Source organism: Bradyrhizobium sp. AT1 (genome assembly GCF_001590795.1).
Classification (GTDB): domain Bacteria; phylum Pseudomonadota; class Alphaproteobacteria; order Rhizobiales; family Xanthobacteraceae; genus Bradyrhizobium.
In genome coordinates this window covers 3,093,707-3,117,376 of sequence record NZ_JXDL01000001.1, presented here as the reverse complement: position 1 = coordinate 3,117,376, position 23,670 = coordinate 3,093,707, and the positions used below count along the sequence as shown (strand labels likewise).

The window sequence follows — 23,670 nt, the reverse complement described above, 5'->3', positions numbered from 1 at the left end:
AGGTCACACGCCGTTTTCTTGACTTGGCTCAAGGTAAATTCCGTGAAGTTCGACACCTTGCCAGCCTTACACCAGGCCGGAGAAAGCGCCATGCCAGGTCGAGCCATTGCTGCAGCGTTGCTGTTCGTCACTCTGGGCCAGCCGGCTTTGGCTCAATCGCCGGCTGAGCATCAGGGCCATCATCCCGGACAGGAGCAGGCGCCGGCGTCGCCGCAGTCGAGTTCTCCTGCAAGCCCCTCCGCCGAGCGCCAGAGTCCGCCGCGCGGTGGAGACATGATGGGGATGATGGGGCGCGGAATGATGGGACAAGGCATGAAGGGACATGGCGCGACAGGCGCAGACGGGATGCAGCCGCCGGTCGTCTTCCGCATCATCTTCGCGCTGATGGATGCCGATGGCGACGGGACGGTCTCGTTGCCCGAGTTTCAGGTCGCGCACGAACGAATCTTCAAGGCCATGGATAGCGACAAGGACGGCAAGCTCAGTTTCGAAGAGATGATGACGTTCATGCACAGGAGCAAGAGCTCTCCTCCGCAACAGTAGTTGCGGGTGCCACAAGCCATGTCGTTTGATCGGGTCTTGCGATGGGCTCTGGTTGCGGTCGCAATCGCGGGATTGGCCGCGGGTATTGTCGCGCGGGCCGCGGGCCGGCCTGATCTCGCCGATCTCGCCTGGGCGCTCGGCACCGCGCCTGTGATCGCGGGATTGGCGGTCTCGATCGTCCAGGATCTGCGGCAAGGCCGCCTCGGCGTGGACGCGATCGCGCTGCTGTCGATGAGTGCGGCGCTGGCGCTCGGACAGCCGCTCGCAGGTGCCGTGGTCGCGCTGATGTATTCAGGCGGCAACGTGCTGGAGGAGATCGCGGTCGCACGGGCGGAGCATGATCTCAGGTCTCTGGTCGATCGGGCGCCGCGGCAGGTCCATCGCAAGTCCGGCGAGCGGATCGAGGATGTTCCGGTCGAGGACGTCGCGGTCGGCGAGGAAGTGCTGGTCAAGGCCGGCGAGATCGTGCCGGTCGACGGTGTCGTTGCGTCGGCCTTCGCAGCGATCGACGAGTCCGCGGTGACCGGCGAACCGATCCCGGTGCAGAAGACGCGCGGCAGCGCCGTTCTGTCCGGTTCTCTGAACGCCGGCGAGACCTTCCAATTGACCGTCACCGCGGCGGCCGGCGAGAGCACCTATGCGGGCATCGTGCGCATGGTGACTGCGGCGCAAACGGCCAGAGCTCCCTTTGTGCGCCTGGCCGACCGGTACGCGCTGATCTTCCTGCCGGTGACGCTCGTCATCGCCTTTGTGGCCTGGTACATCTCGGGCGATGTGACCCGCAGTCTCGCCGTGCTGGTGGCGGCGACGCCGTGTCCCTTGATCCTCGCCGCACCCGTCGCCTTCATCGCCGGGGTGGCGCGAGCGGCCCGTCGCGGCATCCTGGTCAAGGGCGGAAGGGCGCTGGAGGCGTTGGCCCGCGCTCACACCGTGCTGTTCGACAAGACCGGGACCTTGACGGTGGGCGGAGCGCGGCTGCTGTCCGTGGAGGTCGCGCCGGGCGAGGATCCGGCTGAGGTCCTCACGCTCGGGGCCTCGCTCGAACAGGCTTCGCATCACGTGCTGGCGAAGGCCGTCGTCGCCGCGGCCCTCGCGCAAGGGCTCAAGCTGAAGCCGCCGGAGCACGTCAAGGAGACCATGGGGTCCGGCCTCAGCGGCCAGATCGATGGACGACACGTGGTGGCGGGCTCGCGGGAGATGGTGCTCTCGCGTGCCGAGCTCTCGCCATGGGAGTTGCGGGCGATCCGGCGTGCCTCGTGGCGCTCGGCGCTGATCGTCTTTGTCGCGGTCGACGGCCGTCTCGTCGGCGCGTTGCTGCTGGCCGACGAATTGCGCGCCGACACGCCACGCGCGATCCGGCTGCTGCGCGATGCCGGCATCGCGCGGATGGTGATGGTCACCGGTGATCGCGCCGCGGCGGCGCAGGCGATCGGCGCGGCGCTCGATCTCGACGCCGTGCTGGCCGATCGCGTTCCCTCGGACAAGGTCGAGGCAGTGCGGAGCGAGCAGCGGCTGCATCCGACCATCATGGTCGGCGACGGCATCAATGACGCTCCGGCGCTGGCCGTCGCCGACACCGGCGTTGCGCTCGGCGCGCGCGGGGCAAGCGCCTCCTCCGAGGCGGCGGACGTGGTGATCCTCACGGATCGGCTGGATCGGGTCGGCGAAGCCATCGTCATCGCGCAACGCGCGCGGCGCATTGCCCTGCAAAGCATCTTCGTCGGGATGGGGTTGTCGTTGGTTGCGATGGCCGCGGCTGCCGTTGGCTGGCTCGATCCCGTACCCGCCGCGATCGTTCAGGAGGTGATCGATGTCGCCGTCATTCTGAACGCGCTGCGGGCGCTCAATCCGCCGCTCGTCCGGGGTGGTCCGCGCCTCACCGCGGAGCAGGGGCTGACGCTGCATCACGATCATCAGGCCCTGCTCGGGGATCTCGACCGCTTGCGCCACATCGTCGATGCGCTGGACGATGCGGTGCCCGAAGCTGCCGCTACCTTGATCGATGAGGCCCACCGACTGGTCCAGAGCAGCGTCGTGATGCACGAACGCGAGGATGAAGACAGCGTCTATCCGAAGCTCACGGAAGTGCTGCGCGACCGCCACGGGCTTTCTGCGATGAGCCGTGCGCATCGCGAGATACTGCATCTGGCGCGGCTGCTCGCCCGGATCGCGGAGGATCTGCCGTCGGAGAAGGTCGACCGCTACCTCATTCGGGACGCGCAACGCGTGATCGAGGCGATCGAAACGCTGGTGCGCATGCACACGGCCCAGGAGGAGGATATCTACGAGGCTGTGGCGGCATAGGCGATAGCCGTGCCGACGCGGGGGGCGGCTTTGAGTCAGCTCAATGCAACGCGGCGCAATCGGTTCAAGCTGGCGCCGCAATGTTGCGAGGCGAGGACGGCATGCAGAAGCTCAAACGGGTATTTTGGGGCAGTCTGGCGGTTCTCGTCCTGCTGTGGCTGGTTGCGGAGCCCCAGCCATTCGGCCCCGGCGCCTTCTTCCAGCTGCGCGAGAGGATGGTGCAACTGAGCGGCGTCCTGGCAATCGGTTGCATGAGCATGGCGATGGTCCTGGCGCTGCGACCGCGTTGGCCGGAAGCCTGGCTGGGCGGTCTCGACAAGATGTACCGCCTGCACAAATGGCTCGGCATCGCAGCCCTTGTGCTTGCCGTTATCCATTGGCTCTGGGCCAATGGTCCGAAATGGGCGGTCGGTTGGGGTTTGCTGGCACGACCGCAGCGTGGACCGAGGCCCGTCATCGACAACCGGATCGAGGCCTTCCTTGACGGCCTTCGCGAGCCGGCGGAGGGGCTGGGCGAGTGGGCCTTCTACGGTGCCGTGGTGCTGATTGCCTTGGCGCTCATTCAGATGTTCCCCTATCGCCTCTTCTACAAGACGCATCGGCTGCTCGCCATCGCCTATCTGGTTCTGGTCTTTCACGCGGTCGCGCTGATCAAGTTCAGCTATTGGATGTCGCCGCTCGGCTGGATCGTTGGGGCGCTGCTTGCCTTCGGGACATGGGCGGCGGTTGTGACGCTGTTGCGGCGCATCGGGGCCCGGCGTCAGGTTCAGGGCCGGATCACCTCGCTCCAATATTATCCCGGCGTCAGGGCCATGGAGACACAAATCGAGGTGCCCCGTGGCTGGCCGGGGCATAAACCAGGCCAGTTCGCATTCGCAACGTCCGACGTCTCCGAGGGCGCGCATCCCTACACGATCGCCTCCGGCTGGAACGCTGCGGATCCCAGGATCGTCTTCATCACCAAGGAACTCGGCGACCACACCAGCCGGTTGCGCGAGAAGCTCCGTGTCGGGCAGGAGGTGAAGGTGGAAGGGCCCTATGGCTGCTTCACGTTCGACGACGATTGCGCGCATCAGATCTGGATCGGCGGCGGCATCGGCATCACGCCCTTCGTCGCCCGCATGAAACAGGCGGCCATGAAGGATATTCCTGGCTGCTCTGTCGCGCAGGCCGTCGACCTCTTTCACACCACCGCTGACGTGGACGAGGAAGCGCTCGGCAAGCTTGCCGCCGATGCGCACTCGGCAGATGTCCGCCTCCACGTCCTCATCGATGCCCGTGATGGACGCCTGACCGGCGAACGCATTCGCGAAGCCGTCCCGCAATGGCGTGAGGCAAGCATCTGGTTCTGCGGGCCAGTGGCGTTCGGGGAGGCGCTCAGACGAGACTTCGGTGCGCAAGGCTTCCCGGTCGGACAGCGGTTTCATCAGGAGCTGTTCGCGATGCGATGACGGAAAGTCGCCTGCGCGTTCCGCTTCCAACTTGCCCTGGCAGCCAGTCCCTGTAATCTGCAATCAACAACAGGGAAGGGATCGATGGGAGGAGTTTTGGAGGGCGTGCGCGTCCTCGATTTCGGGCGCTATATCGCGGGCCCCTATTGCGCGACCTTGCTGGCCGAATTCGGTGCCGAGGTCATCCGCGTCGAGAAGCGCGACGGCAGTGAGGATCGCTTCGTGGCGCCGGTGGGCGAACATGGCGAAGGCGCGCTGTTCCTCCAGGTCAACCGCAACAAGAAGTGCGTCACGCTCGATCCGATGAAGCCGGAAGGGCAGGAGGTGATGCGCCGCCTGATCGCGACCGCCGATGTCGTCGTCGCCAATCTGCCGCCGCAGACCCTGCGCGCAATGAAGCTCGACTATGAATCCCTGAAGGCGATCAAGCCGGACATCATCCTGACCACGGCAACCGCGTTCGGTGGGCCGGGGCCCTGGTCCGACCGCGTCGGCTTCGACGGTGTCGGGCAGGTCATGTCGGGATCGGTGTACATGACGGGCGCCGGCGAGCCGCCATACCGCGCGGCGGTGAACTGGGTCGATTTCGGCACCGCGCTGCATTGCGCCTTCGGCACGCTCGCAGCGCTGATCGAGCGCGGCAAATCCGGGCGCGGGCAAGTCGTCGAGGGCGCGCTGCGCGCAACCGCCTTGTCCTTCACCAATGCGGCGCTGATCGAGCAGGCCGTCATCAACGTCAACCGCGTGCCGACGGGCAACCTCGGCCAGACCGCGGCGCCCGCCGACATCTACCGCACCAAGGACGGCTGGGTGCTGTGCCAGGTCACGGGTCACCCGCTGTTCAAGCGCTGGGCGCGGCTGATGGGCGAAGAGGATTTGTGGTTGAACGATCCACGCTTTGCCGATGACATCAGCCGCGGCAACAACGGCGCGGTGATCAGCGAGCGGATGGCGCGCTGGTGCGCCGAGCGCACCACGCAGGAGGCCGTCGATACGCTCGGGCAGGCCATGATTCCGACCGGACCGGTGCTCTCGCCGCAGCAGGCGCTGGATCATCCGCACATCCGCGCCGCCGGCTTCATGCAGGACGTCGACTATCCCGGCCTGCCGAAGCCCGCGCCGGTGACGCGGGCGGCGGTCCGGCTCTCGGAAACGCCGGGCGAAATCACGCATCGGCCGCCGACGCTTGGCGAGCACACCGATCTCGTGCTCGGAGAGCTCGGCTACGGCGAAGCCGAGATCGCGGCGCTTCGAAACGGCGGGATCATCTAGGCGACAGCAGCCGCTTCAACGCCTGCGCATCGGCGGGTGCCGCGCTCTTCTGGTCGTTGTCGAAATAGACATAGACGTCGCAGCCCTGCCGCTTCCAGGACTTGATGCGTTTGGCCCATTGCGCCAGCGCGGCCTTGCTATAGTGCCCGTGATAGCGACCGCCCGGGCCGTGGCCGCGGACATAGACGAAATCCGCCGTGCGCTTCCATGGCGCCGGCGCGTCGTGATGGTCGGACAGGCACAGCGAGATGTTCTCGTCCGCCAGCATGCGCAGGATGCGCGGCTGGTACCAGCTCGGATGACGGAATTCGAAACTGTAGCGGCGTTTCCGCGACAACAGCTTGAAGAAGGATGCGAGGCGGTCGGCATTCGCCTCGAATTGCGGCGGCAACTGGAACAGGATCGGGCCGGCCTTGCCGCCGAGCCTGGAGATACGGTCCTCCAGCAGCTCGAGGCTATTGACCGAGCGCTCCGACAGGCGCTTCCAATGCGTGATGAATTTCGACGCCTTCCAGGCAAAGACGAAATCGCGGCCGGTCTGCTCGCGCCAACCCTTCACCGCCTCGGGCGTCGGCGTGCGGTAGAACACGCCGTTCAGCTCGGTGGTGTCGAACTGTCCGGCGTAATGGCTGAGCTGCTGCTTCAGCGTCACACCCTCGGGAAAGAACGGGCCGCGCCAGGAATCGTAGTGCCAGCCGGAAGTTCCGATCAGAACGCGCGCCATTTTCCACGTGCCATCCGTTGGGCGCAGCGGGAGCTGCCGCGCCTTGCCGGAGGAAACGTCGATGGGGGCGATATGTTGCTGTCGGCGCGCGGTCGCTAGTTCGACGCCAGCGCGGCCTTCGCCACTTCCGCCATCCAGCCCGAAGCTACGGGAAGGATCGCGTCGTTGAAATCGTAGCGCGGGCCGTGCAGCTCGGCGCCGTCACGGAGCTCGCCATTGCCGATCCAGACGAAGGCGCCCGGCCGCTGCTGCAGATAATGCGCAAAATCCTCGCCGGCCATGCTGGGCGCGAGGTCGCGGCGCACGGGTGCCTGCACCTTCTCGGCGGCGATGCGGGCAAGGCCTGCCTCATCAGGCGTGTTGACCACCACACCGACGCCCCAGACGATCTCGGGCGTGACCTTGACGCCGAAGCTGGTCGCGATGCCGGCGCAGGTCAGTTCGATGCCCTCGAAGATGACGTCCTTGACCGCCTCGCGGTGGTAACGCAGCGTGCCGCGGATGGTCACGCGGCCGGCGATCTGGTTCGGCGCGGTGCCGCCGTCGATGGTGCAGAGCGACAGCACCGCGGTGTCGAGCGGATCGACGCTGCGCGACACCACCGATTGCAGCGCGACGATCAGATGGCCCGCCGCCACCACGGGATCGCGCGTCAGATGCGGCATGCCGGCGTGGCCCGCATGGCCCTCGATGGTGATGGTGATCCGCCCGCCCGAGGCCATGACGACGCCGTCATGCACGGCGATGGTGCCGGCGGCAAGGCCCGGCCAATTGTGAAAGCCGAACACGCGCTCCATCGGAAAGCGGTCGAACAGTCCGGCCGCAACCATCGCACGCGAACCGCCGAAGCCTTCCTCCGCGGGCTGGAAGATGAAATCGACCGTGCCGCTCCAGCTGTTGTCGGCAGCGAGCAGCGCAGCGGCGCCGAGCAGCGAAGCGGTGTGTCCGTCATGGCCGCAGGCATGCATCACGCCTGATGTCCTGGAGGCGTAGGGCAGGCCGGTGTCCTCGGTGATCGGCAGCGCATCCATGTCGGCCCGCAAGCCGACGCGGTTTCGCGCATGCCCGCGCGTCAAGGTCGCGACGATGCCGTGGCCGCCGATGCCGGCCTCGAAGGGAATGCCGAGCTCGGTGAGCCTGTCCTGCACGAAGGCGGCGGTGGCTTTTTCCTGGAGCGATAGCTCCGGATGGGCATGAAGGTGCCGGCGCCATTCGGTCAGTTTCGCGTGCAGCTCGGGTGTCAAGGGAGGCGTCTCTCGCAAAGTGTCGGTGGCCACCACCATAACGGATTATCCGCGGCATGCATCACGCGTTGGGGAATGGCTCGCGTGCATCAAGAGTCCGCTGGTCGTCGGCTCCAATGAACGGAGCCGCGAGGTCCCCTTCACCTCTCCCGCTCTTGTCCGCCGAAGCCTTGGCGAAGGCGGATGCGGGAGAGGCCGGGAGAGGGCTCGATCGGCATTGGGAATCCCTTCGGTGAGACACCCTCTCCCCAACCCTCTCCCGCAAGCAGGAGAGGGGGCGCACCTCGCTCGTAGCCGCTCGATCCTAAGCCCTCAGCTTCGCCAGCCCCGTCCAGTCGAAGCTGATGCCGTGTCCGGGGCGGTCCGGCGCCAGCGCCTTGCCATCCTCCAGCACCAGCGGATGCTCGATGTATTTGTCGAGCCCGAATCCATGTGCTTCCAGATACGACCGGTTCGGGCAGGCCGCGAGCAGGTGCACGGTGATGTCGTGCGCGCCGTGGCTGGTGACGGGCAGGTTGAAGGCCTCCGCCAGCCGCGCGATCTTCATGAAGGCGGACACGCCGCCGCAATTGGTGACGTCGGGCTCGGGATAGGACACCGCGCCTGATGCGATGTAGTTCTTGAACTCCCACAGCGAGCGCAGATTCTCGCCCGCCGCGATCGGCACGCCGCCCTCCTGCATGATGCGCGCGTGCCCGGCGACGTCATCCGGGATGATCGGCTCCTCCAGCCAGGTCAGGTCGTAAGGCACGAACGCGCGCGCGGCGCGGATCGCTTCCTCGACCGTCCATTTCATGTTGGCATCCGCCATCAGCGGAAAGCCGTCGCCGAGATGCTGTCGCATCGCCGAGACCTTCGCGACGTCGGCTTTCAGGTCGGGCCGGCCAACCTTCATCTTGATGGCGCGAAAGCCCTTCGCGAGATTGCCGTCGGTCTGCTTGAGCAACTCGTCCACGGAGAGATCGAGATCGATGCCGCCGGCGTAGCACGGCACCCGCGCGTCGAACCCACCGAGCAATTGATACAGCGGCAGCTTGGCGCGCCGCGCCTTCAAATCCCACAGCGCGATGTCGAGAGCCGAGAGCGCCAGCACCACCGGCCCGCCACGCCCGCCATAATGCAGCGCCCACCAGACGTGCTGCCAGATCGCCTCGGTATCGTCGGCCTCTCGGCTCTCTATCAACGGCGGGATCTCGCGCTTGAGGATGTCCGCCGTCGCCCCGCCGTTGCGCCCGACCGTATAGGTGTAACCAACGCCCTCCGCGCCGTCGGCGTCGCGGATGCGGCAAGTGATCAGCTCGAACGCCGCGATCTCGCCATGGGTCGAGTCCGAGAGCGTGACGGGGAGAGGGATCCGGTAGAGGGCGGATTCGATATCAGCGATGCGCGGCACGGGGCCTCCCGATTCTTCTTTTTGCTTGTGGTTCGTAGGATGGGTAGAGCGTAGCGAAACCCATCTTCAACGTCGCAAGTCGGGATGGGTTTCGCTTGCGCTCTACCCATCCTACGACAGCAAACGTCTCACCGCATCGTCGCGAGCTGCACCGCCAGCGCGCAGGCCCGGTCGTATTCGTCGAGATTGATCCACTCGTCGACCGTGTGCGCCTCGTTCTGGCCGGCGCCGAAGGTCACGGTCGGGATGCCGTGACGGACCATCCAGTTCGCATCGAGGCCGCCATTGGCGGTGCGCACGTTCGGGGTGCCGCCGAGCGCGGACACCGCCTCGACGGCGCGTTTCACCACGGGCAGGTTCTCCTTCATGCGGAACGGATAATAGTCGGTCTCGGCCTTGAACTTGACCTTGCCGGACTTGCCTTGCGCGTTCGTCACGGTCTTGGCCGCCTTCTCGAACGCGGCCTTGTAAGCCCTGGTGATCTCCTTGAAGAATTTGCCGTCGTGGCTGCGGCATTCGCCGCGCACATGCACATAGTCGGTGACCACGTTGGTGGCATCGCCCGCGGGGCGGCCCTCGCCGCCGGTGACGGGGCCGACATTGCTGGTGCCTTGCTTTGCGCTCGCGCCCTTGCCCTTCACCACCTTGCCGAACCAGCCGCCGGCCTTCACGTCCGCGAGCGCCAGCGCCATGATCATGGTTGCGGAGATGCCGCGCTCGGGCGCCACGCCGGCATGCGAGGCGCGGCCGAAGATCTCGACGGTCCAGCGGTCCGCGCCGACCGCGCCGATGACGACGTTGGAGGCCGAGCCGCCGTCATAGTTGAAGGCCATCACCGGTGATCCCAGCTCGTCCAGCTTGACGTGGCGCGCGCCGTAGAGCCCGCTCTCCTCGCGCACGCAGAACAAGAGCGTGATCGGGGGATGATCGAGCTTCTGCTTCTCGAGCTCGGCCGCCAGCGTCACCAGCACGCCGCAGCCGCAGCGATTGTCGCCGCCGAGCGCGGTCCTGGCCTCGTTGACGATCTTGCGGCCTGATTTCTTCGGCTTGGCGCCGGCGCAGAGCGGCACGGTGTCCATGTGGGTCATGAACATGATGCGCGGCTGGTTGTGCAGCGCGCCGCGGCCGGGCAGGTCGACGATGAGGTTGCCGGTCTCGGTCGGCACGGGAATGCGCGTGTTGGCATCGTCGAGCCGGATCGCCTTCGCCGGCACGCCGCTCTCCTTCAACGCGGCCGTGAGCTCACGCCCGATCGCTGCCTCCTGTCCGGTGACGCCCTCGATCGCGAGGAAGCGCATGAGGCGGTCGGTGGCGGCTTTGGTGTCGACAGGCATGAGTTCATTCCCTTGATGCACGATGCCCGTCAGCATCCCTTGCAGCATGCCGTTGTGCAAGGCGGCCTCGACGCATGAACCACGCCGTTGCGTTGTCAGGCGCGCATGGTCCCGAAAGCGGCCTTGGCTACCGCCTCTGGCCGGCGGTATGGCGCGGGCATCGCGTCGCACAAATATGTCGCGCGACCATAATGTGTCTGAATGTTGCCGCCCGGTGACAGCTTTGGCGGCGATTCGCCTCTAACCTGTGCGTGTTTTCTGGCGCCGCGGCACGCCGAGACCTTGCCGAAACATATTGGGGACAATGATGCGGATCGCGGCAATTGCGGGAAGTGCCTTATTGTTCGGTGTCGTGGCGGCAAATGCCGCGGATATGGCGGTCAAGGCGAGACCGATGCCGGTCGCCGCACAGCCCTTCAGCTGGACCGGCTTCTACGTCGGCGCCAATGTCGGTGGCGCCTGGACTCCCAGCAGTGGCGGCAGCGACGGCGGATTCCTGTTCCCCGGGTACATCGTTTTGCCCCCGGTCGCAGGCGTCATCACGATCGTTCCAGGACAGACCGGCACCCTTGCCGGTGACGGCCGCCGCAGCGGCGTCATCGGCGGCGGCCAGATCGGCTACAATTGGCAGGTCCAGCAGTTCGTGCTTGGCGTGGAGGCCGACGCGGTCGGCAGTGGATTGAAGGGCGGCAGCGCCAGCGCGTCGCGCACCTTCGGCGCCCCGCTGTTTGCGCCCGCGGTGACCCAGACGGTGACGGTCGATTTCGGTCATATCGACTGGATGGCCAGCTTCCGCGGCCGCGCCGGCGTCACGGTGGACAGGGCGTTGTTCTATGTCACCGGCGGCGCTGCGGTCGCCGAGATCGGCGGTTCCCGAACGACTGTCGTCAACGGTCCGGGCATCGCGCTCCCGGCGGGGACGTTCACCGCAACGAACGGCGGCTCGACCACGCGCTGGGGCTGGACCGTCGGCGGCGGCATCGAATGGGCCTTCAACCCGAACTGGAGCCTTGCCGGCGAATACCGCTACACCGACTTCGGCAGCCGCAGCGTCACCTTCACCGTTCCCGACGGATTGGGCGGCGTGTTCGCAACGGGCACCTCGAGCTCCCGCCTGACCGTCGAACAGGCCACCGTCAGGGTCAATTACCGCTTCGGCGGACCGGTGATCGGGAAGTACTGATCTTCGGGCCCATGACAGTCTGGAAGCATGCAAGGAAGGCGTGAGCGAAACGCTCAGCCCGTCCCGCGAAGCGGCGACGTGTAGGCCAGGAAGACCAGCACGCCGAGCGCCAGCATCGCGGCCATGAACAGCAGCACTGCCGGCAGCCCGGCGAACGCCGCCACCGCGCCGGTCACCGACTGCATCAAGGCCGCGCCGAGAAAGAAGGCGAGGTTCACGGCCGCCAGCGCCTTGCCCGCGACTTGCGCCTCGACCAGCTGGCGGGACATGCCAAAGATCAGCGGCTGGGCGGAGGTCGCAAGGCCGATCAGCACGAACAGCACCAGGTCGTATTGCGGCGGCATCACAGCGGTTCCGAACAAGTCGGACACGGCGTAATGCGGCGCTCCGAGCGCCATCAGCGCCAGCAGCAGCGCCCCGGCCATATGCGTGCCCGCCACCAGATCGCGGCGGCGGCCGAGCCTGCGGTCAATCATGCCGATGAGAAGCGGACCTGCGATCATCGCCAGCGTGAAGGCGCCGAGCTGGTTGCCGGCCTCGACCCGCGACAGGCCCTTGACCTGCATCAGCCACGGCCCGCCCCACAATCCGCGCAGCACCAGCGAGGTCGCCAGCGACACCAGCGCCAGTGCGATCAGGCCGCGCAGAGGTCGTGAGAGGCCGAGCCTGAGCACCTCGATCATCTGCGCCAGGGGCGAGGACTCGTCCTTGTGCTCGGCCGGCTGCTGCGGCACCAGCGCGAACACGGCGAGCGCGACGGCGACGCCACCGATAGCGGACATCCAGAAGCCGGCGCGCCAGCCATAAGTGTCGACCACGAAGGCAAGCGGGCTCGACGACAGCAGCATGCCGATATTGCCGATCGAGAGGATCGCGCCCGACCACAGCCCGAACCGCGCCGCAGACAATTGCTTGGCCGCCAGCGTCATCGGGCACATCAGCATGCCCGAGGTGGCGACCCCCAGCATGACCTGCCCGACCGCGAAGCCCGCGGCGCCGGTCGCGAAGCCCGACGCGATCGCGCCGAGCACGGTTCCCGCGAGCAAGCTCAGCGACACCGGGCGCACGCCGAACCGGTCCATCGCTGCGCCGACCGGAATCTGCGCCGCGGCAAAGGCGAAAGGATAGATCGAGGTGAGGCTGGCGAGGGCCTGCGGCTCGAGATGGAAATCCGCGGCCATGAGGTCGAGGCTCACGGCCGGAATGGTGCGCAGCAAGGTCGAGAGCATGTGGCCGCAGGCGAGCGCGAGCAGCGCGAAGATCAGCGCACGGGTGGAGGTGCCCGCGTCGTCGGTGGTGGCCATGGGCGTCCCGTCCCGAAATGGTTTTGGACGGGCTTACATGACGACGAGGAGGGCGCCAATGGCGGCAGCGCGACCCCATCATTCCGGATTGTGCCTTCAGCCGGTACTCAGCACGGTGTTTGCCGGCCTTGGCCGTCATGGCGAAGCGCCTGCCGCCGGTATTGCAAGCCCCAGGCGGCGCTCCTGAACCAGGGCGGCCGCCGGACGTTATATCCGGGAAAAAAGCAGCATCCTGCCAAGCAGGACGCGCCTCCAACTGCGGCCAGCGGCAATGTCTTCGTCGGAGAGTACGGGTCAGACGACCAGCGAGGCGGCCCGCCGGGAGCGGAGGAGGGGCAATTCCCTGCTCGTGGTTCTCGCCGTGGGATTCCTCGTGTTTGGCGCTGCGGCGGGCGTACTCTATTATGCGCTGCGGCCCGACATCCTCCGGATCGCCGTTGGACCACCAGGCAGCGACGATTACAAAGTTATCGAGGCGATGGCCGATGCCTTTGGCGCCGAAAGCCGGACGATCAGGCTGCGCCCGATCAAGACCGATGGCGCCGTGGAGTCTCTTGCTCTGCTTGGAGCCGGCAAGGCCGACCTCGCCGTCGGGCGCGGCGATCTGGACATGCCCGCGGAGGCGCAGGCCATTGCCGTTGTGCGCAAGAACTTCGTTGTGCTGTGGGCTCCGTCCGGACCCACCGGCAAGAGCTCGAAACGAAAGTCCTCTCCAAAAATCAAGGAAGTTGCCGATCTCGCAGGGCGCCGCGTCGGCGTGATCGGCCGGACCCCGGTCAACGCTGCTTTGCTGCGCGTCATCCTGGGCAGCTCCGGCGTGCAGGCGGACAAGGTCGCGGTGACGCACTTTGGCACGGACCAGCTCGAGGATATGGCGCGCGATCCGACCATCGATGCATTCATGGCGGTCGGGCCGCTCGACAGCAAAATCACGGCCGATGCGGTGGCTGCGACGGCGCGGCTGCGCGGCGTGCCGAAGTTTCTCGCCATCGAGACGTCGGAAGCCATCGCCTTGAAGCACCCCCGGTATGAATCGGAGGAAATTCCGCCCAGCGTCTTCAATGCGGATCCGGCTTGGCCCGATGACAAGGTTGAAACGGTCAGCGTCAGCCACCTCATCGTTGCTAGAAAGTCCCTGCCCGAAACGACCGTGGCCGCCTTTTTCCGCCAGCTCTTCGCCGTTCGCCAGGCGATTGCGCGGCAGGTGCCGGGTGCGGCGCACATCGCCAAGCCTGATGTCGACAAGGACACCGAACTGCCGGTTCATCGGGGAGCGGCGGCCGTGATCGACGGCAACGAACGTACCTTCCTCGACCGCTACGGCGATTACTTTTGGTTTGGGCTGCTGCTGCTGTCGGGGATCGGCTCGGCCGCCGCCTGGTTGCGGCGCTATCTGAATCGCGACGAACGAGAGGAAACCAACAGCCACCGCTGCAGAATCCTGTCAATGGTGTCCAGCGCGCGAACGGCGGGATCGAACCAGGAACTGCTCGCTTTACAGAGCGAGGCCGACGCCATCATCGGTGAAACGCTCGCGTGCTACGACGATGGCGCCATCGAGGAAGATGAGCTTGCGGCGTTTGGTCTGGTGCTCGGTCTGTTGAGCAATGCCATCGCCGAGAGACGAACCGCGCTGCAACGGGCCAACCTCGAACCCGTTCGAGGGGCGGTAGCCACGCCGCGGGGATGACGCCCAAAGCTGCCGCTGTCGATCTCTGCGAAGCAATGGACCCGCATTGCCCGGCGATCGAGACGAGCGGGAAAATCAACTTATGCTTGTCCGTGTGGGATTCCGGCGCGGTCGAAGTCCAATTCGGGAAAAGTCGGAACAAAGCGACGTGATCGCTCTTACCCCCAAGTCAGGAAACCTGCTCATGCTGTGCTCAAAACCATCACGGGTCATTCGCACAACGCTTGATCTTGCGAACGCAAGGCAGGTCAAGTCCGTTCGAAGGCGCCTCAAGATCTCCGATGCCGATCTGATCAGGATCGTCGACAAGATCGGAAACTCTCTGCACGACATAGAGAAGGAAGTGCTGCTCGAAAGGCTCGCGCTCGATGAGCAGGCCAGCAACAAAGGCGGGCTCGCAGTCCCCGGATAGAGACAGTCAGCCATCGGAAAGGAGAACTGCCATGAACGGCTTGATTTACCTCGTAGGACTAGTCGTTGTGATCGCGGCTATTCTGTCCTTCTTTGGCTTGCGTTGACGTTCTCCTCAGGCGGGCCGACGCGCCACCCATCCGGGTGAAGCAGTTGGCAGGTTCGGGTGCATCAAATGGACGATCTGCACCAGGTGAATACCATCATCGCCAGCACCATTTGCGCGTTCTTCAAAGGCCATCCCGACGCGCAGATCGGGGCCGAAGAGGCCAAGCTGCTGGCGAAGCAGATTGCCCAGGCGCTGGATGAGGCAGGGCTGCAAATTACTGCCGCTAGTCCAGCGAACGCGGCGCAATAGTCTTTCGACTGGCGCGTGGCTAAGCCTCGATGTCGCTTTGCGAATACGAGCCCGAGTCCAGCTCCTTCAACAGCTTCCCTGCATCGTCCAGCAGATCCCGGATCGCCCTTCGCTCCGCGACCCGCACTTGCGTGAAGGTGCCATGCTTGCGCGCATTGCGGTTGCCCCTTGGGGCGCCCGAGCCAGGGGCACCGCCGTGCATGCGGCAGCGGAGCTTGCCACGCATCGCCGGCGCGCCGCAGGCAAGGCCGCTGCGAGTACGGGCGCCGCAACGCGGGCTCGCCGCCATGGCGCGCGTGTTGCGCACGTGATCGGCGCTCACGTGGTAGCGCCTTGCATGGCTGCGGCTTGGCCATGTTCGCGTTTGCCGGCTTCGCGAGGCGCGACCAGTCCCGCGTCGATCGCGGTGCCCGGCTCGGCAACGGTCAGGTGCGCATGCTGCGCGACATTCCCCACGATCGCACTGCCGCCCTCCTGCACCGACAGATTCTGCACCGTGATCGGACGTTCGCCGTTGCCCCGGTGGCGGTTGAGAGCCTCCATCTGCGCCGCGAAGGTGCGGGCCAGCCGGGTCAATGTGCGTGAGATGCCTTCCTGCTGCGAGAGGCCCTCGGTGAAGGCGAGGCGGGATGCGGAGCGCATTGTGGCGACGTGAATGGACACCATCTGTGCCGTCAACATGGCCTCGAGCGAATCCCTGGGCGCGATGCCCTTCACCATCGAGATCATGAAGGCGAGATTGTCCTCGTCAGGCTTCTGCAGGATCACGCTGGCTTTCATCAATTGCTTGAGGAAGCCGTGCAGGGCGTCGCGGTCAACGGCGCCGAGCGCCTCGCCCATCAACCGTTCGCCGATTTGCGCGTCGGAATGCTGGATCACGATCTCCCGTCGATTGAGCTTGATCCGTGGGCTCGGCCGGCTGCCGTCATACCTGGAGACGGGCGTCGTGCTGTCGCGTGTCAGGGCTGTCGTCATGTCGATATCTCCTTGGGCCCACGGCACGCGCCAGCAGGCTCCGCTGATGCGAAGCCGGCGCGCGCAGCTGCTGTGCGGCGGTTGCGTTGTCGGATGTCGATGCAGGGCTTGTGCGCGACCGAGGTGAGACCCACATGGCCGTGGAGGCCGATGCTCACGCGGATCGCGATGATGCCAGTATGCCCCTGTTTTGCCCGACGAGTCAAAATCGATTTCGCTTCCTCCGAAGGATCGTGCCCCCGCCGTAAGTCCTTGTTTCGACTAGGGCCGTCTACTGTGCATGGGGTTGTTTTCGCATTTTTTGTTTGGAGCGGTGCGGACCTGCCGCGTGGCGGAATGCCGGCGCCCGAACGCGATTGCGAAATCCCGCGCGACCGCTATTCATGATTTCCGGATGCGTCGCGCCAACAAGCCTGCACAAGCGGCGACGTGAGGTCCGGGGAGAGAACCGATGCAACGAACCGCCCGCCTGTTGGCCGTCATCGCCGGATTATGCGCCTCTGCGCTGTCGACCGGCGCCATGGCGCAGAAATATCCGGTGCGGCCGGTCAAGGTCATGGTCGGCTTCAGCGCGGGCGGTCCGGTCGATGTCGTCGCGCGCATCATCGGCGATCGCGTCAGCAGCAAGCTCGGGCAGCCCTTCGTGGTCGAGAACCGCGCCGGCGCCAACGGCATGATCGCCGCCGAGGGCGTCGCGCGTGCGGATGGCGACGGCTACACCATGCTCGCCTGCAACTCCTCCACCATCACGCTCAACAAGACGCTGTTCAAGGATATCCGCTACGATCCGGAAAAGGATTTCGCGCCGCTCACCACCGCCGTGTCGGCGCCGCTGGTGCTGGTGGTCAATCCGGACAATCCCAAGACGGCCGACATCAAGACCGTGGCCGAGCTCGTTGCCGCGGCGAAGGCCGCGCCCGGCGCGCTCGCTTACGGCTCAGGCGGCAACGGCAATCTTGCCCATCTCGCCATGGAGCTGCTCAGCCAGAAGGCCGGCATCAAGCTGATCCACGTGCCCTATCGCGGCGGTTCGGCCGCCGAGGTCGGCATCCTCGCGCAGGAGGTGCTGGCGGTGTTCGATCCGCTTTCCGCCGTGCCGCTGGTCAAGGCCGGAAAGCTGCGCGCGCTCGCGGTATCGTCGGCGGAGCGATTGCCGTCGCTGCCCGATGTGCCGACCGTCGCGGAAGCCGGCTATCCCGGCTTCGACATCTCGTTCTGGGTTGGCTTCTTCATGCCGAAGGCAACCCCGGCGCCGATCCTGGAGGCACTGCACCGGGAGATCGTCGCAGCCGCCAAGGATCCCGCGATCGCGGAGAAGCTCGGCTCGCAAGGTGTGGTCTCCGTGCTGAGCCCCGCCGATTACGCCGCCAAGATCGCGAAGGAGACGAAGGAGCTTGCCGAGGTCGTTGCGGCGGCCAACATCAAGGCGGAGTAGGACGGTCGCTTGGGTCGAACACTAGCCCGATGGCCGTTCGCGTGATGCGAGACGAACGGCGCGGGCCTTCGCGCTCTTTCCGGCCGCACGCGCCGCAATCATGCTGCGGGCCTTGCCGTGAGCGGACGCGGTCTTCCGAAGCAGGGTTGCGAACCGCTTGCGTGCACGGTTCGCCGTCAGCCGTGCGGCGAGCTGCTCGGCTTTGCGAATGATGCTGGCAACCGAGGGCGTCAGGTTGACAGGAACCCAGGCGACGTCCTTGGCCTTGGAGAGGCTGCCGATGCCTTCGCAAGGCGCTTCGCGCGGCAGATCGATCCTGATCGCAAGCGCCTCGGCGCGCTCGGTCCAGTCCTCGGCCTTGGTGCCGGTGATGATGCGGACATAGTCGCGCGTCTCGCGTGGCAGCTCGCTCTCTTTGGCGAGCCACTTCTGAACGCGGCCGGGTCCGGCATTGTAAGCTGCGGCCGCGAGGCCGAGATTGCCGAAATCATCGCGCAGCCTGCGCAGGAACTTCGCCGATGCGGGCAGCGCCTTCATGGGATCGAAGGGATCGTCGAGCCCGACCTCGGCGGCCGTCTCCGGCATGAACTGCGCGACGCCTTGGGCGCCGGCCTGGCTGACCTCGTTGGACTTGAAGCGGCTCTCTTGCCAGAGCAGGCGGGCAAAGAACGGCACGGGAATGCCGCTGGCCTCGGCAGCCTCGCGCAACGCGTGGCAGAACTTGTCCGTCGGTGAAACCGGCCCCTCGGCGACAGGCTCGGTCGCGCGCGGCGGCTCGATCGTTTCCTCATACGCCGCACGCGCGTTGGCGAGCTCGATGGCCTGGACGCTGGCAAGGAAGAGTTCGACCACGGGAACAAGTGGCGAGGCATGATTGTTCTGAAGAACGGTGGTGTCGACAACTGATGTTTGCCGGGACGCCGACGGATCGAGGTCGCACATCAGAATCAGGAACGCGGCGCAAGCCGCGACGACAAATCGCATTTGCTGGAGCAACCTCGAACTGTGGGATGAACGGCCAGCGATGCGCCGGCGCTAGGAAGTTCTTAACCTTCCGATTGCGGCAAAGCTGCGATCTTTCCGGTTCCTTCGGTGTTACTACGGTGTTCCCGAAGAGAAACTGCCCCGCGAATCTGCGGATGATTGTTTGGGACGAGATCATGATGCGACGCATGCTTGGCGCGGTGATATCGCTCTGGTTCATCTGCCCGGCGCTGGCAGGAAATCTCGATGCGCGAGCGGTGAACGATGCCGCGCGTCCCGAAAAGCAGCCGGCTGCGGACAAGATCACCGCGCCGGTGACGAAGCTTCAGATCCTGCTCGACCGTGCGCAATTCTCTCCCGGCCAGATCGACGGCAAGCTCGGCGAAAACGCGCAGAAGGCGCTGAGGGCGTTTGCCGAGCAGAATGGTATCGTCTTCGACAAGACAATTGCCGCTGACCTCTGGGACAAGCTGAACACAGCGAGCGAAGGGCCTGTCCTCGTCGACTACAAGATCACCGACACGGACGTGAAGGGACCGTTCCTCAAGAAACTGCCGGCGAGGCTCGACGACATGAAGTCGCTGGAGGCGCTGAGCTACACCAGTCCGCTCGAAGCGCTCGCTGAGAGATTCCACATGAGCGAAGAGCTCTTGAAGGCGCTCAATCCTGGAAAGGCTTTCGACAAGGCCGGCGAGACGATTGCAGTGGCCAATCTGCCGGCGCGACGGGAGCTTCCACGCGTCGTCCGGATCGAGATCGACAAGACGCACGCGACGCTGAAGGCTTACGAGGGCTCTGGTCGTCTGGTCGCGTTCTATCCGGCGTCCATCGGCAGTCCGGATCGCCCGACGCCGACGGGAACGCTGAAGGTCACCGGCACCCACGAACTGCCGACCTACCACTACAATCCCGAGTACAAGTTCAAGAGCGTGAAATCCAAGAAGCCCTTCGAGATCAAGCCAGGTCCCAACAACCCCGTCGGATCGTTCTGGATCGGGCTATCGGAGCAGGGTTATGGTATCCACGGGACGGCGGAGCCCGACAGGGTCAGCAAGTCCGCCTCCCACGGCTGCGTCAGGCTCACCAACTGGGACGCGCGCGTGCTCGGCGAGAACGTCAAGCGCGGCACCCCCGTCGTCTTCCTCGATGCGCCGACGGACACCTCCTCGAAGCAGCAGGGCAAGGCGGCCGGCAAGCGTGCGGCGAATACGCGTTAGTGAATTCGTTCAAGTCAGCCGTCAATGAAGGCGAGCAGGGTGCCGTTGGCCTCGGCCGGCGGCACGCAGATCGCAGCTCCGCTGCGCACGGCGGCCGAACCCAGCGCCTTCTCCGTCGCCGCGAGATCGCCGCTGACCAGCACCAGCGCCGCACCGCCGCGCTCGGAGAGGCCCGCGAGCGGCACGCCGGGATAGCGCTGTCCGAGCTGGGCCAGCGTCAGATAGACGAAGTCGGCGCGATCGCCGCCGGAGGGCACGGTCACGGCGCCGTCCGGCTCCGCCTTCGGCGCGCGGTCGATCAGCCGTCCCAGATGCGCGGCTTCCTGCGCCGGCTCGGGCGTTGCGATCAGAATCTGCTTGATCCGCTTGGCCGCATTGGCGTGCTGCATCAATTCAGGAATCCACACGGTCTCGCGCGTCTTGTGCTGGCAGGCGAAGATGCGCACGCCGCCCGGCGCCTCCGCGGTCGGCCACATGAACGTGCGGAATTTTGCTGCGGAGACCGTGCCATCAGGCAGCGTCACCGGACGTTCGAAATCGGTCGGGCCGATCGGCGTCAGGCCACGCGCGCGAATCTCCTCCGCGCCCGCGGCGGAATCGACCGCGGTGAAGGCGATGCGCTCGATGCCTTCACCGCGCTTGTCCAGGAACGCCCGCGCCGGCGCGTTGTGCTCGGTCGCGGCGAGCACGCCGAGCAGCTCCATATAATCAGGGTCGAACATGATGGTGTAGTTGCCCGTGCCCATATGCGCGCTGTGGGTGCCGCGCGGGGAGACGGTGAAACCGAGTTGCCGATAGTTCTCGGCGGCCTTGTCGAGGTCTTTCACCATGACCACGGCGTGGTCGATACCGATGACGTTGTTGAGGGCCACTGTTCTTCCTTGATTGCAAACTGAAGTGAGCCGCGCCGGCGGCCGCTAGTTCTGTTTACGCCGGATAGGCGGTCGAGTCATTTTCAATTCAGTGCGAGATGCGGAATTTCATTTCCCGAAATGATTGGCGCGACGGCGTCAAGGGCGCTGCTCGAGATAGGCGGCGAGGATCGCGCGTTCCTCGCTGGTCATTTCGGTGACGTTGCCCGGCGGCATCGCATTGGACCAGGCGGCGACACGGCCGATCAGGCGGATGTTGCGGTGGATGTGCGCGGGCGTATCGAGCACAATTCCCTTCGGTGCGGTCACGATGCCGGCCCAGACCGGCTCGGCCGCGTGGCACATGCTGCAGCGGGATGTCACGATCTCCTCCACAGCGGCGAGGCTCGGCTGCGCCAGCAGCGCGGCCGTCTTCGCCTCGCGCGGGCCGGCCGCGGAGAGGAAGAGAATTGCAATCACGCCGATGGCCGCCACGCCCCACACCCACCATGGCGATTTGCGACCGGCATGCCGCTCGTTGAAGAAATGACGGATCACGGGGCCGAGCGCCAGGATGATCGCGACGATGACCCAGTTGAAGCGCGTGGCGTAGAGCAGGGGAGAGTGGTTGCTGATCATCAGCACGACGACGGGAAGCGTCAGATAGTTGTTATGGACCGAACGTTCCTTGCTGGCCTTGCCGAGCTTTGGATCGGGCGCTTGTCCCGCGATCAGGCTGGCCACGATCTTCTTCTGGTTCGGGATGATCAGCGCGAAGACGTTGGCGACCATGATGGTGCCGATGATCGCGCCGATCTGGTTGAAGGCGCCGCGTCCGCTCAGTACATGCGTGAAGGCATAAGTCAGCGCGACCAGGAACAGGTAGCCGCCGATCGCGAAGGGCAGCTCGCGCTGCGCAAGTCCGCTGCGGCAGGCGGCCTCATAGAGCAGCCACGCCAGCGCAAGGCTCGCGAGGCTGAACAGCCCGGCCTGGAACGGCGTGAGGTCGAGGATGGACTTGTCGACCAGAAACAAATCGGCCTCAAGATAATACACCACCACCATTAGCGCAAAGCCGGACAGCCAGGTGGTGTAGGCCTCCCATTTGAACCAGGTCAGCTCATCCGGCATCTGGCTGGGGGCGACCATGTATTTCATGATCCGGTAGAAGCCGCCGCCATGGACCTGCCAGGCCTCGCCCTGCACGCCGTCAGACAGGTCAGCCCTCGGCCTCAGGCTGAGGTCGAGGGCGATGAAATAGAAGGAACTGCCGATCCAGGCGATCGCCGCGACCACGTGCAGCCAGCGCAGCAGCAGGCTCGCCCATTCCGATATGATGGATCCCCACATGATCATCCCGTCAATTGCGACAGCGATGCCGCAGCTTTGATGACCGCAACCCCCGCTCGACCAATGTGTCGCACCTATCCGCCGCGTTTTCCAGTACGATGGGTTGCACCTGATGCACATCGTGCGGGCATCAGCTGACCTGGGATGTGGCAGGGCTTCGACCTGCCGCGGCGGTGTCGATGTTGCAGGCCGGGAGGACAATTTGAAGAGCAGGATCTTGTCCGTAACGATATCTGCGGGACTGCTGGTTGCGACCGGCGCGCAGGCCGAGCCGGTGCTGCAGGGCAAGGAGGCCTATGGCGATTGGCGGGGCGACAAGCCTGGCACGGTCAGGCTGATTCGGCCGCAGGATCTGGTCAGGCCCGGCGCGACGCGGTCGGTGGCGAGCTCGTCGCGCGTGGTGCCGCGTCCGCCGGAAGCGGAGCTTCAGGTGCCGGCCGGATTCAAGATCGAGCTGTTCGCCGAAGGCCTGCGCGCGCCGCGCATCGTGCGGGTGGCGCCGAATGGCGATGTGTTCGTCGCGGAGACACGGGCAGGCACCATCCGCGTGTTGCGCGCGGGCGAGGGCGGCAAGGTCGCGACCAGCGAGGTGTTCGCCGGCGGCTTGCGGCAGCCGTTCGGCATCGCCTTCTTCCCGAGCGGCGACAATCCGCAATGGGTCTATGTCGCCAACACCGACAGCGTCATCCGCTTTCCCTATCAGGCCGGCGATCTCAAGGCGCGCGGCAAGGCGGAGACGATCGTGCCGAGCCTGCCGCATGACGGCGGCCATTCGACCCGCGACATCGTCTTCACGCCGGACAACAAGCGCATGCTGGTCTCGGTCGGCTCGCTCAGCAACGTCGCCGAAGGTCTAGGTACGCCGCCGGGCGGACTTGAAGCCTGGTCGAAGGCGCAACCGCTCGGCGCGGCCTGGGCCAGCGAGATCGAGCGCGCCGCGGTGCTGGCTTTCACGCCCGACGGCAAGGAGCGGAAGGTCTACGCCACCGGCATCCGCAATTGCGTCGGCCTTGCGATCCAGCCGCAGACCGGTCTGCCCTGGTGCTCCACCAATGAGCGCGACGGCCTCGGCGATGATCTCGTGCCCGACTACGTGACCAGCGTGAAGGAGGGCGCGTTCTACGGCTGGCCGTGGTTCTACATCGGTGGCAACGAAGACCCGCGCCACGCCGGCGCGCGGCCGGACCTCAAGGACAAGGTGACGGTGCCGGATGTGCTGATCCAGCCGCATTCGGCCTCGCTCGGCATGACGTTTTATCAAGGCGCGCAGTTTCCCGGGGAGTACCGGGGCGATGCCTTCGCCGCCGAGCACGGCTCCTGGAACCGGTCGAAGCGCACCGGCTACAAGGTGATCCGCATCAAGATGAAGGACGGCAAGCCGACCGGCGAGTATGAGGATTTCGTCACGGGGTTCGTCGTGAGCGACACCGAGGTGTGGGGCAGGCCGGTGGGGGTGGCGATGGCGAAGGATGGATCGCTGCTGGTGTCGGAAGACGGCAACGGCACGATCTGGCGGGTGACAAGCACGCGGCAGTGACGCTGCTTTCTTCGCCTCTCCCCGCTTGCGGGGAGAGGCCGGGATTTGCGAAGCAAATTCCGGGTGAGGGGGACTCTCCGCGAGTCCGTCTGTCACCGTCCTTGTGGTGA

The 23,670-nt window shown here is 65.7% G+C and carries 21 protein-coding genes; 11 read left to right on the top strand and 10 right to left on the bottom strand.

What is annotated here, in order from left to right:
• The first annotated feature begins 42 nt into the window (after nt 1-42).
• From SE92_RS14630 to SE92_RS14615, 4 genes are all read left to right on the top strand, one after another.
• Nucleotides 43-543, top strand: coding sequence for an EF-hand domain-containing protein (locus tag SE92_RS14630; RefSeq protein WP_502686762.1), 501 nt, complete (start codon nt 43-45; stop codon nt 541-543).
• Between the two features lie 18 nt (nt 544-561).
• Nucleotides 562-2,847: a heavy metal translocating P-type ATPase gene (locus SE92_RS14625; protein WP_063196410.1), complete on the top strand. Its 2,286-nt coding sequence runs from the start codon at nt 562-564 to the stop codon at nt 2,845-2,847.
• Between the two features lie 101 nt (nt 2,848-2,948).
• Nucleotides 2,949-4,298, top strand: a complete 1,350-nt coding sequence (locus tag SE92_RS14620; protein ID WP_063203532.1) for a ferredoxin reductase family protein — start codon at nt 2,949-2,951, stop codon at nt 4,296-4,298.
• An 84-nt stretch (nt 4,299-4,382) separates the two neighbouring features.
• A complete protein-coding gene (locus SE92_RS14615; protein ID WP_063196409.1) occupies nt 4,383-5,570 on the top strand; it encodes a CaiB/BaiF CoA transferase family protein in 1,188 nt (395 codons plus the stop codon).
• Here the strand turns inward: SE92_RS14615 and SE92_RS14610 are convergent.
• The 4 genes from SE92_RS14610 to SE92_RS14595 form a co-directional block, all read right to left on the bottom strand.
• Nucleotides 5,563-6,294, bottom strand: a complete 732-nt coding sequence (locus tag SE92_RS14610) for a DUF72 domain-containing protein (RefSeq protein WP_063196408.1) — start codon at nt 6,292-6,294, stop codon at nt 5,563-5,565. The two genes, SE92_RS14615 and SE92_RS14610, sit on opposite strands and share 8 nt — an antisense overlap.
• Before the next feature lie 95 nt (nt 6,295-6,389).
• Nucleotides 6,390-7,538 carry an amidohydrolase gene (locus tag SE92_RS14605; protein ID WP_063203531.1) on the bottom strand — a complete coding sequence of 383 codons (1,149 nt, stop codon included), beginning with the start codon at nt 7,536-7,538 and terminating at the stop codon, nt 6,390-6,392.
• Between the two features lie 304 nt (nt 7,539-7,842).
• Entirely contained in the window at nt 7,843-8,931 is a 1,089-nt protein-coding gene (locus SE92_RS14600; RefSeq protein ID WP_063196407.1) for a mandelate racemase/muconate lactonizing enzyme family protein, read from the bottom strand.
• Between the two features lie 128 nt (nt 8,932-9,059).
• On the bottom strand, nt 9,060-10,265 hold the full coding sequence (locus SE92_RS14595) for a M20/M25/M40 family metallo-hydrolase (protein WP_063203530.1): 1,206 nt from the start codon (nt 10,263-10,265) through the stop codon (nt 9,060-9,062).
• A gap of 304 nt (nt 10,266-10,569) precedes the next feature.
• Between SE92_RS14595 and SE92_RS14590 the strand changes: the two genes are divergently transcribed.
• The gene (locus tag SE92_RS14590) at nt 10,570-11,448 is read left to right on the top strand and encodes an outer membrane protein (RefSeq protein WP_283806769.1); all 879 of its coding nucleotides are present in this window, start codon (nt 10,570-10,572) and stop codon (nt 11,446-11,448) included.
• A 53-nt stretch (nt 11,449-11,501) separates the two neighbouring features.
• Here the strand turns inward: SE92_RS14590 and SE92_RS14585 are convergent, their stop codons facing one another.
• Nucleotides 11,502-12,752, bottom strand: coding sequence for an MFS transporter (locus tag SE92_RS14585; protein WP_063196406.1), 1,251 nt, complete (start codon nt 12,750-12,752; stop codon nt 11,502-11,504).
• Nucleotides 12,753-13,023: 271 nt separating this feature from the next.
• On the opposite strand from SE92_RS14585, the gene SE92_RS14580 reads away from it, so the two are divergent.
• The 3 genes from SE92_RS14580 (at nt 13,024) to SE92_RS14570 (ending at nt 15,211) form a co-directional block, all read left to right on the top strand.
• Nucleotides 13,024-14,442 (top strand): TAXI family TRAP transporter solute-binding subunit, encoded by a 1,419-nt coding sequence (locus SE92_RS14580; RefSeq protein WP_063196405.1) that lies wholly within the window; start codon nt 13,024-13,026, stop codon nt 14,440-14,442.
• Between the two features lie 148 nt (nt 14,443-14,590).
• Nucleotides 14,591-14,854 (top strand): hypothetical protein, encoded by a 264-nt coding sequence (locus tag SE92_RS14575; RefSeq protein ID WP_157095437.1) that lies wholly within the window; start codon nt 14,591-14,593, stop codon nt 14,852-14,854.
• Nucleotides 14,855-15,028: 174 nt separating this feature from the next.
• Nucleotides 15,029-15,211, top strand: a complete 183-nt coding sequence (locus SE92_RS14570; protein WP_063196403.1) for a hypothetical protein — start codon at nt 15,029-15,031, stop codon at nt 15,209-15,211.
• Between the two features lie 19 nt (nt 15,212-15,230).
• On the opposite strand, the gene SE92_RS14565 is transcribed toward SE92_RS14570, so the two are convergent.
• Both SE92_RS14565 and SE92_RS14560 read right to left on the bottom strand, forming a co-directional pair.
• Nucleotides 15,231-15,533, bottom strand: coding sequence for an HGGxSTG domain-containing protein (locus SE92_RS14565; RefSeq protein ID WP_084251813.1), 303 nt, complete (start codon nt 15,531-15,533; stop codon nt 15,231-15,233).
• Nucleotides 15,530-16,051, bottom strand: coding sequence for a hypothetical protein (locus SE92_RS14560; protein ID WP_349510038.1), 522 nt, complete (start codon nt 16,049-16,051; stop codon nt 15,530-15,532). The genes SE92_RS14565 and SE92_RS14560 overlap by 4 nt, the downstream gene beginning before the upstream one ends.
• Nucleotides 16,052-16,637: 586 nt before the next feature.
• Between SE92_RS14560 and SE92_RS14555 the strand changes: the two genes are divergently transcribed.
• On the top strand, nt 16,638-17,621 hold the full coding sequence (locus SE92_RS14555) for a Bug family tripartite tricarboxylate transporter substrate binding protein (protein ID WP_063196401.1): 984 nt from the start codon (nt 16,638-16,640) through the stop codon (nt 17,619-17,621).
• Between the two features lie 21 nt (nt 17,622-17,642).
• On the opposite strand, the gene SE92_RS14550 is transcribed toward SE92_RS14555, so the two are convergent.
• Entirely contained in the window at nt 17,643-18,605 is a 963-nt protein-coding gene (locus tag SE92_RS14550) for a lytic transglycosylase domain-containing protein (protein WP_063196400.1), read from the bottom strand.
• 176 nt (nt 18,606-18,781) lie between these two features.
• Between SE92_RS14550 and SE92_RS14545 the strand changes: the two genes are divergently transcribed.
• Nucleotides 18,782-19,822 (top strand): L,D-transpeptidase family protein, encoded by a 1,041-nt coding sequence (locus tag SE92_RS14545; RefSeq protein WP_063203527.1) that lies wholly within the window; start codon nt 18,782-18,784, stop codon nt 19,820-19,822.
• Between the two features lie 14 nt (nt 19,823-19,836).
• Here the strand turns inward: SE92_RS14545 and SE92_RS14540 are convergent, their stop codons facing one another.
• The gene (locus SE92_RS14540) at nt 19,837-20,694 is read right to left on the bottom strand and encodes a VOC family protein (RefSeq protein ID WP_063196399.1); all 858 of its coding nucleotides are present in this window, start codon (nt 20,692-20,694) and stop codon (nt 19,837-19,839) included.
• Nucleotides 20,695-20,832: 138 nt separating this feature from the next.
• Nucleotides 20,833-22,023: a urate hydroxylase PuuD gene (locus SE92_RS14535; protein ID WP_063203526.1), complete on the bottom strand. Its 1,191-nt coding sequence runs from the start codon at nt 22,021-22,023 to the stop codon at nt 20,833-20,835.
• 202 nt (nt 22,024-22,225) lie between these two features.
• Between SE92_RS14535 and SE92_RS14530 the strand changes: the two genes are divergently transcribed.
• Nucleotides 22,226-23,560, top strand: coding sequence for a PQQ-dependent sugar dehydrogenase (locus SE92_RS14530; protein ID WP_063196398.1), 1,335 nt, complete (start codon nt 22,226-22,228; stop codon nt 23,558-23,560).
• The last annotated feature ends 110 nt before the right edge of the window (nt 23,561-23,670 follow it).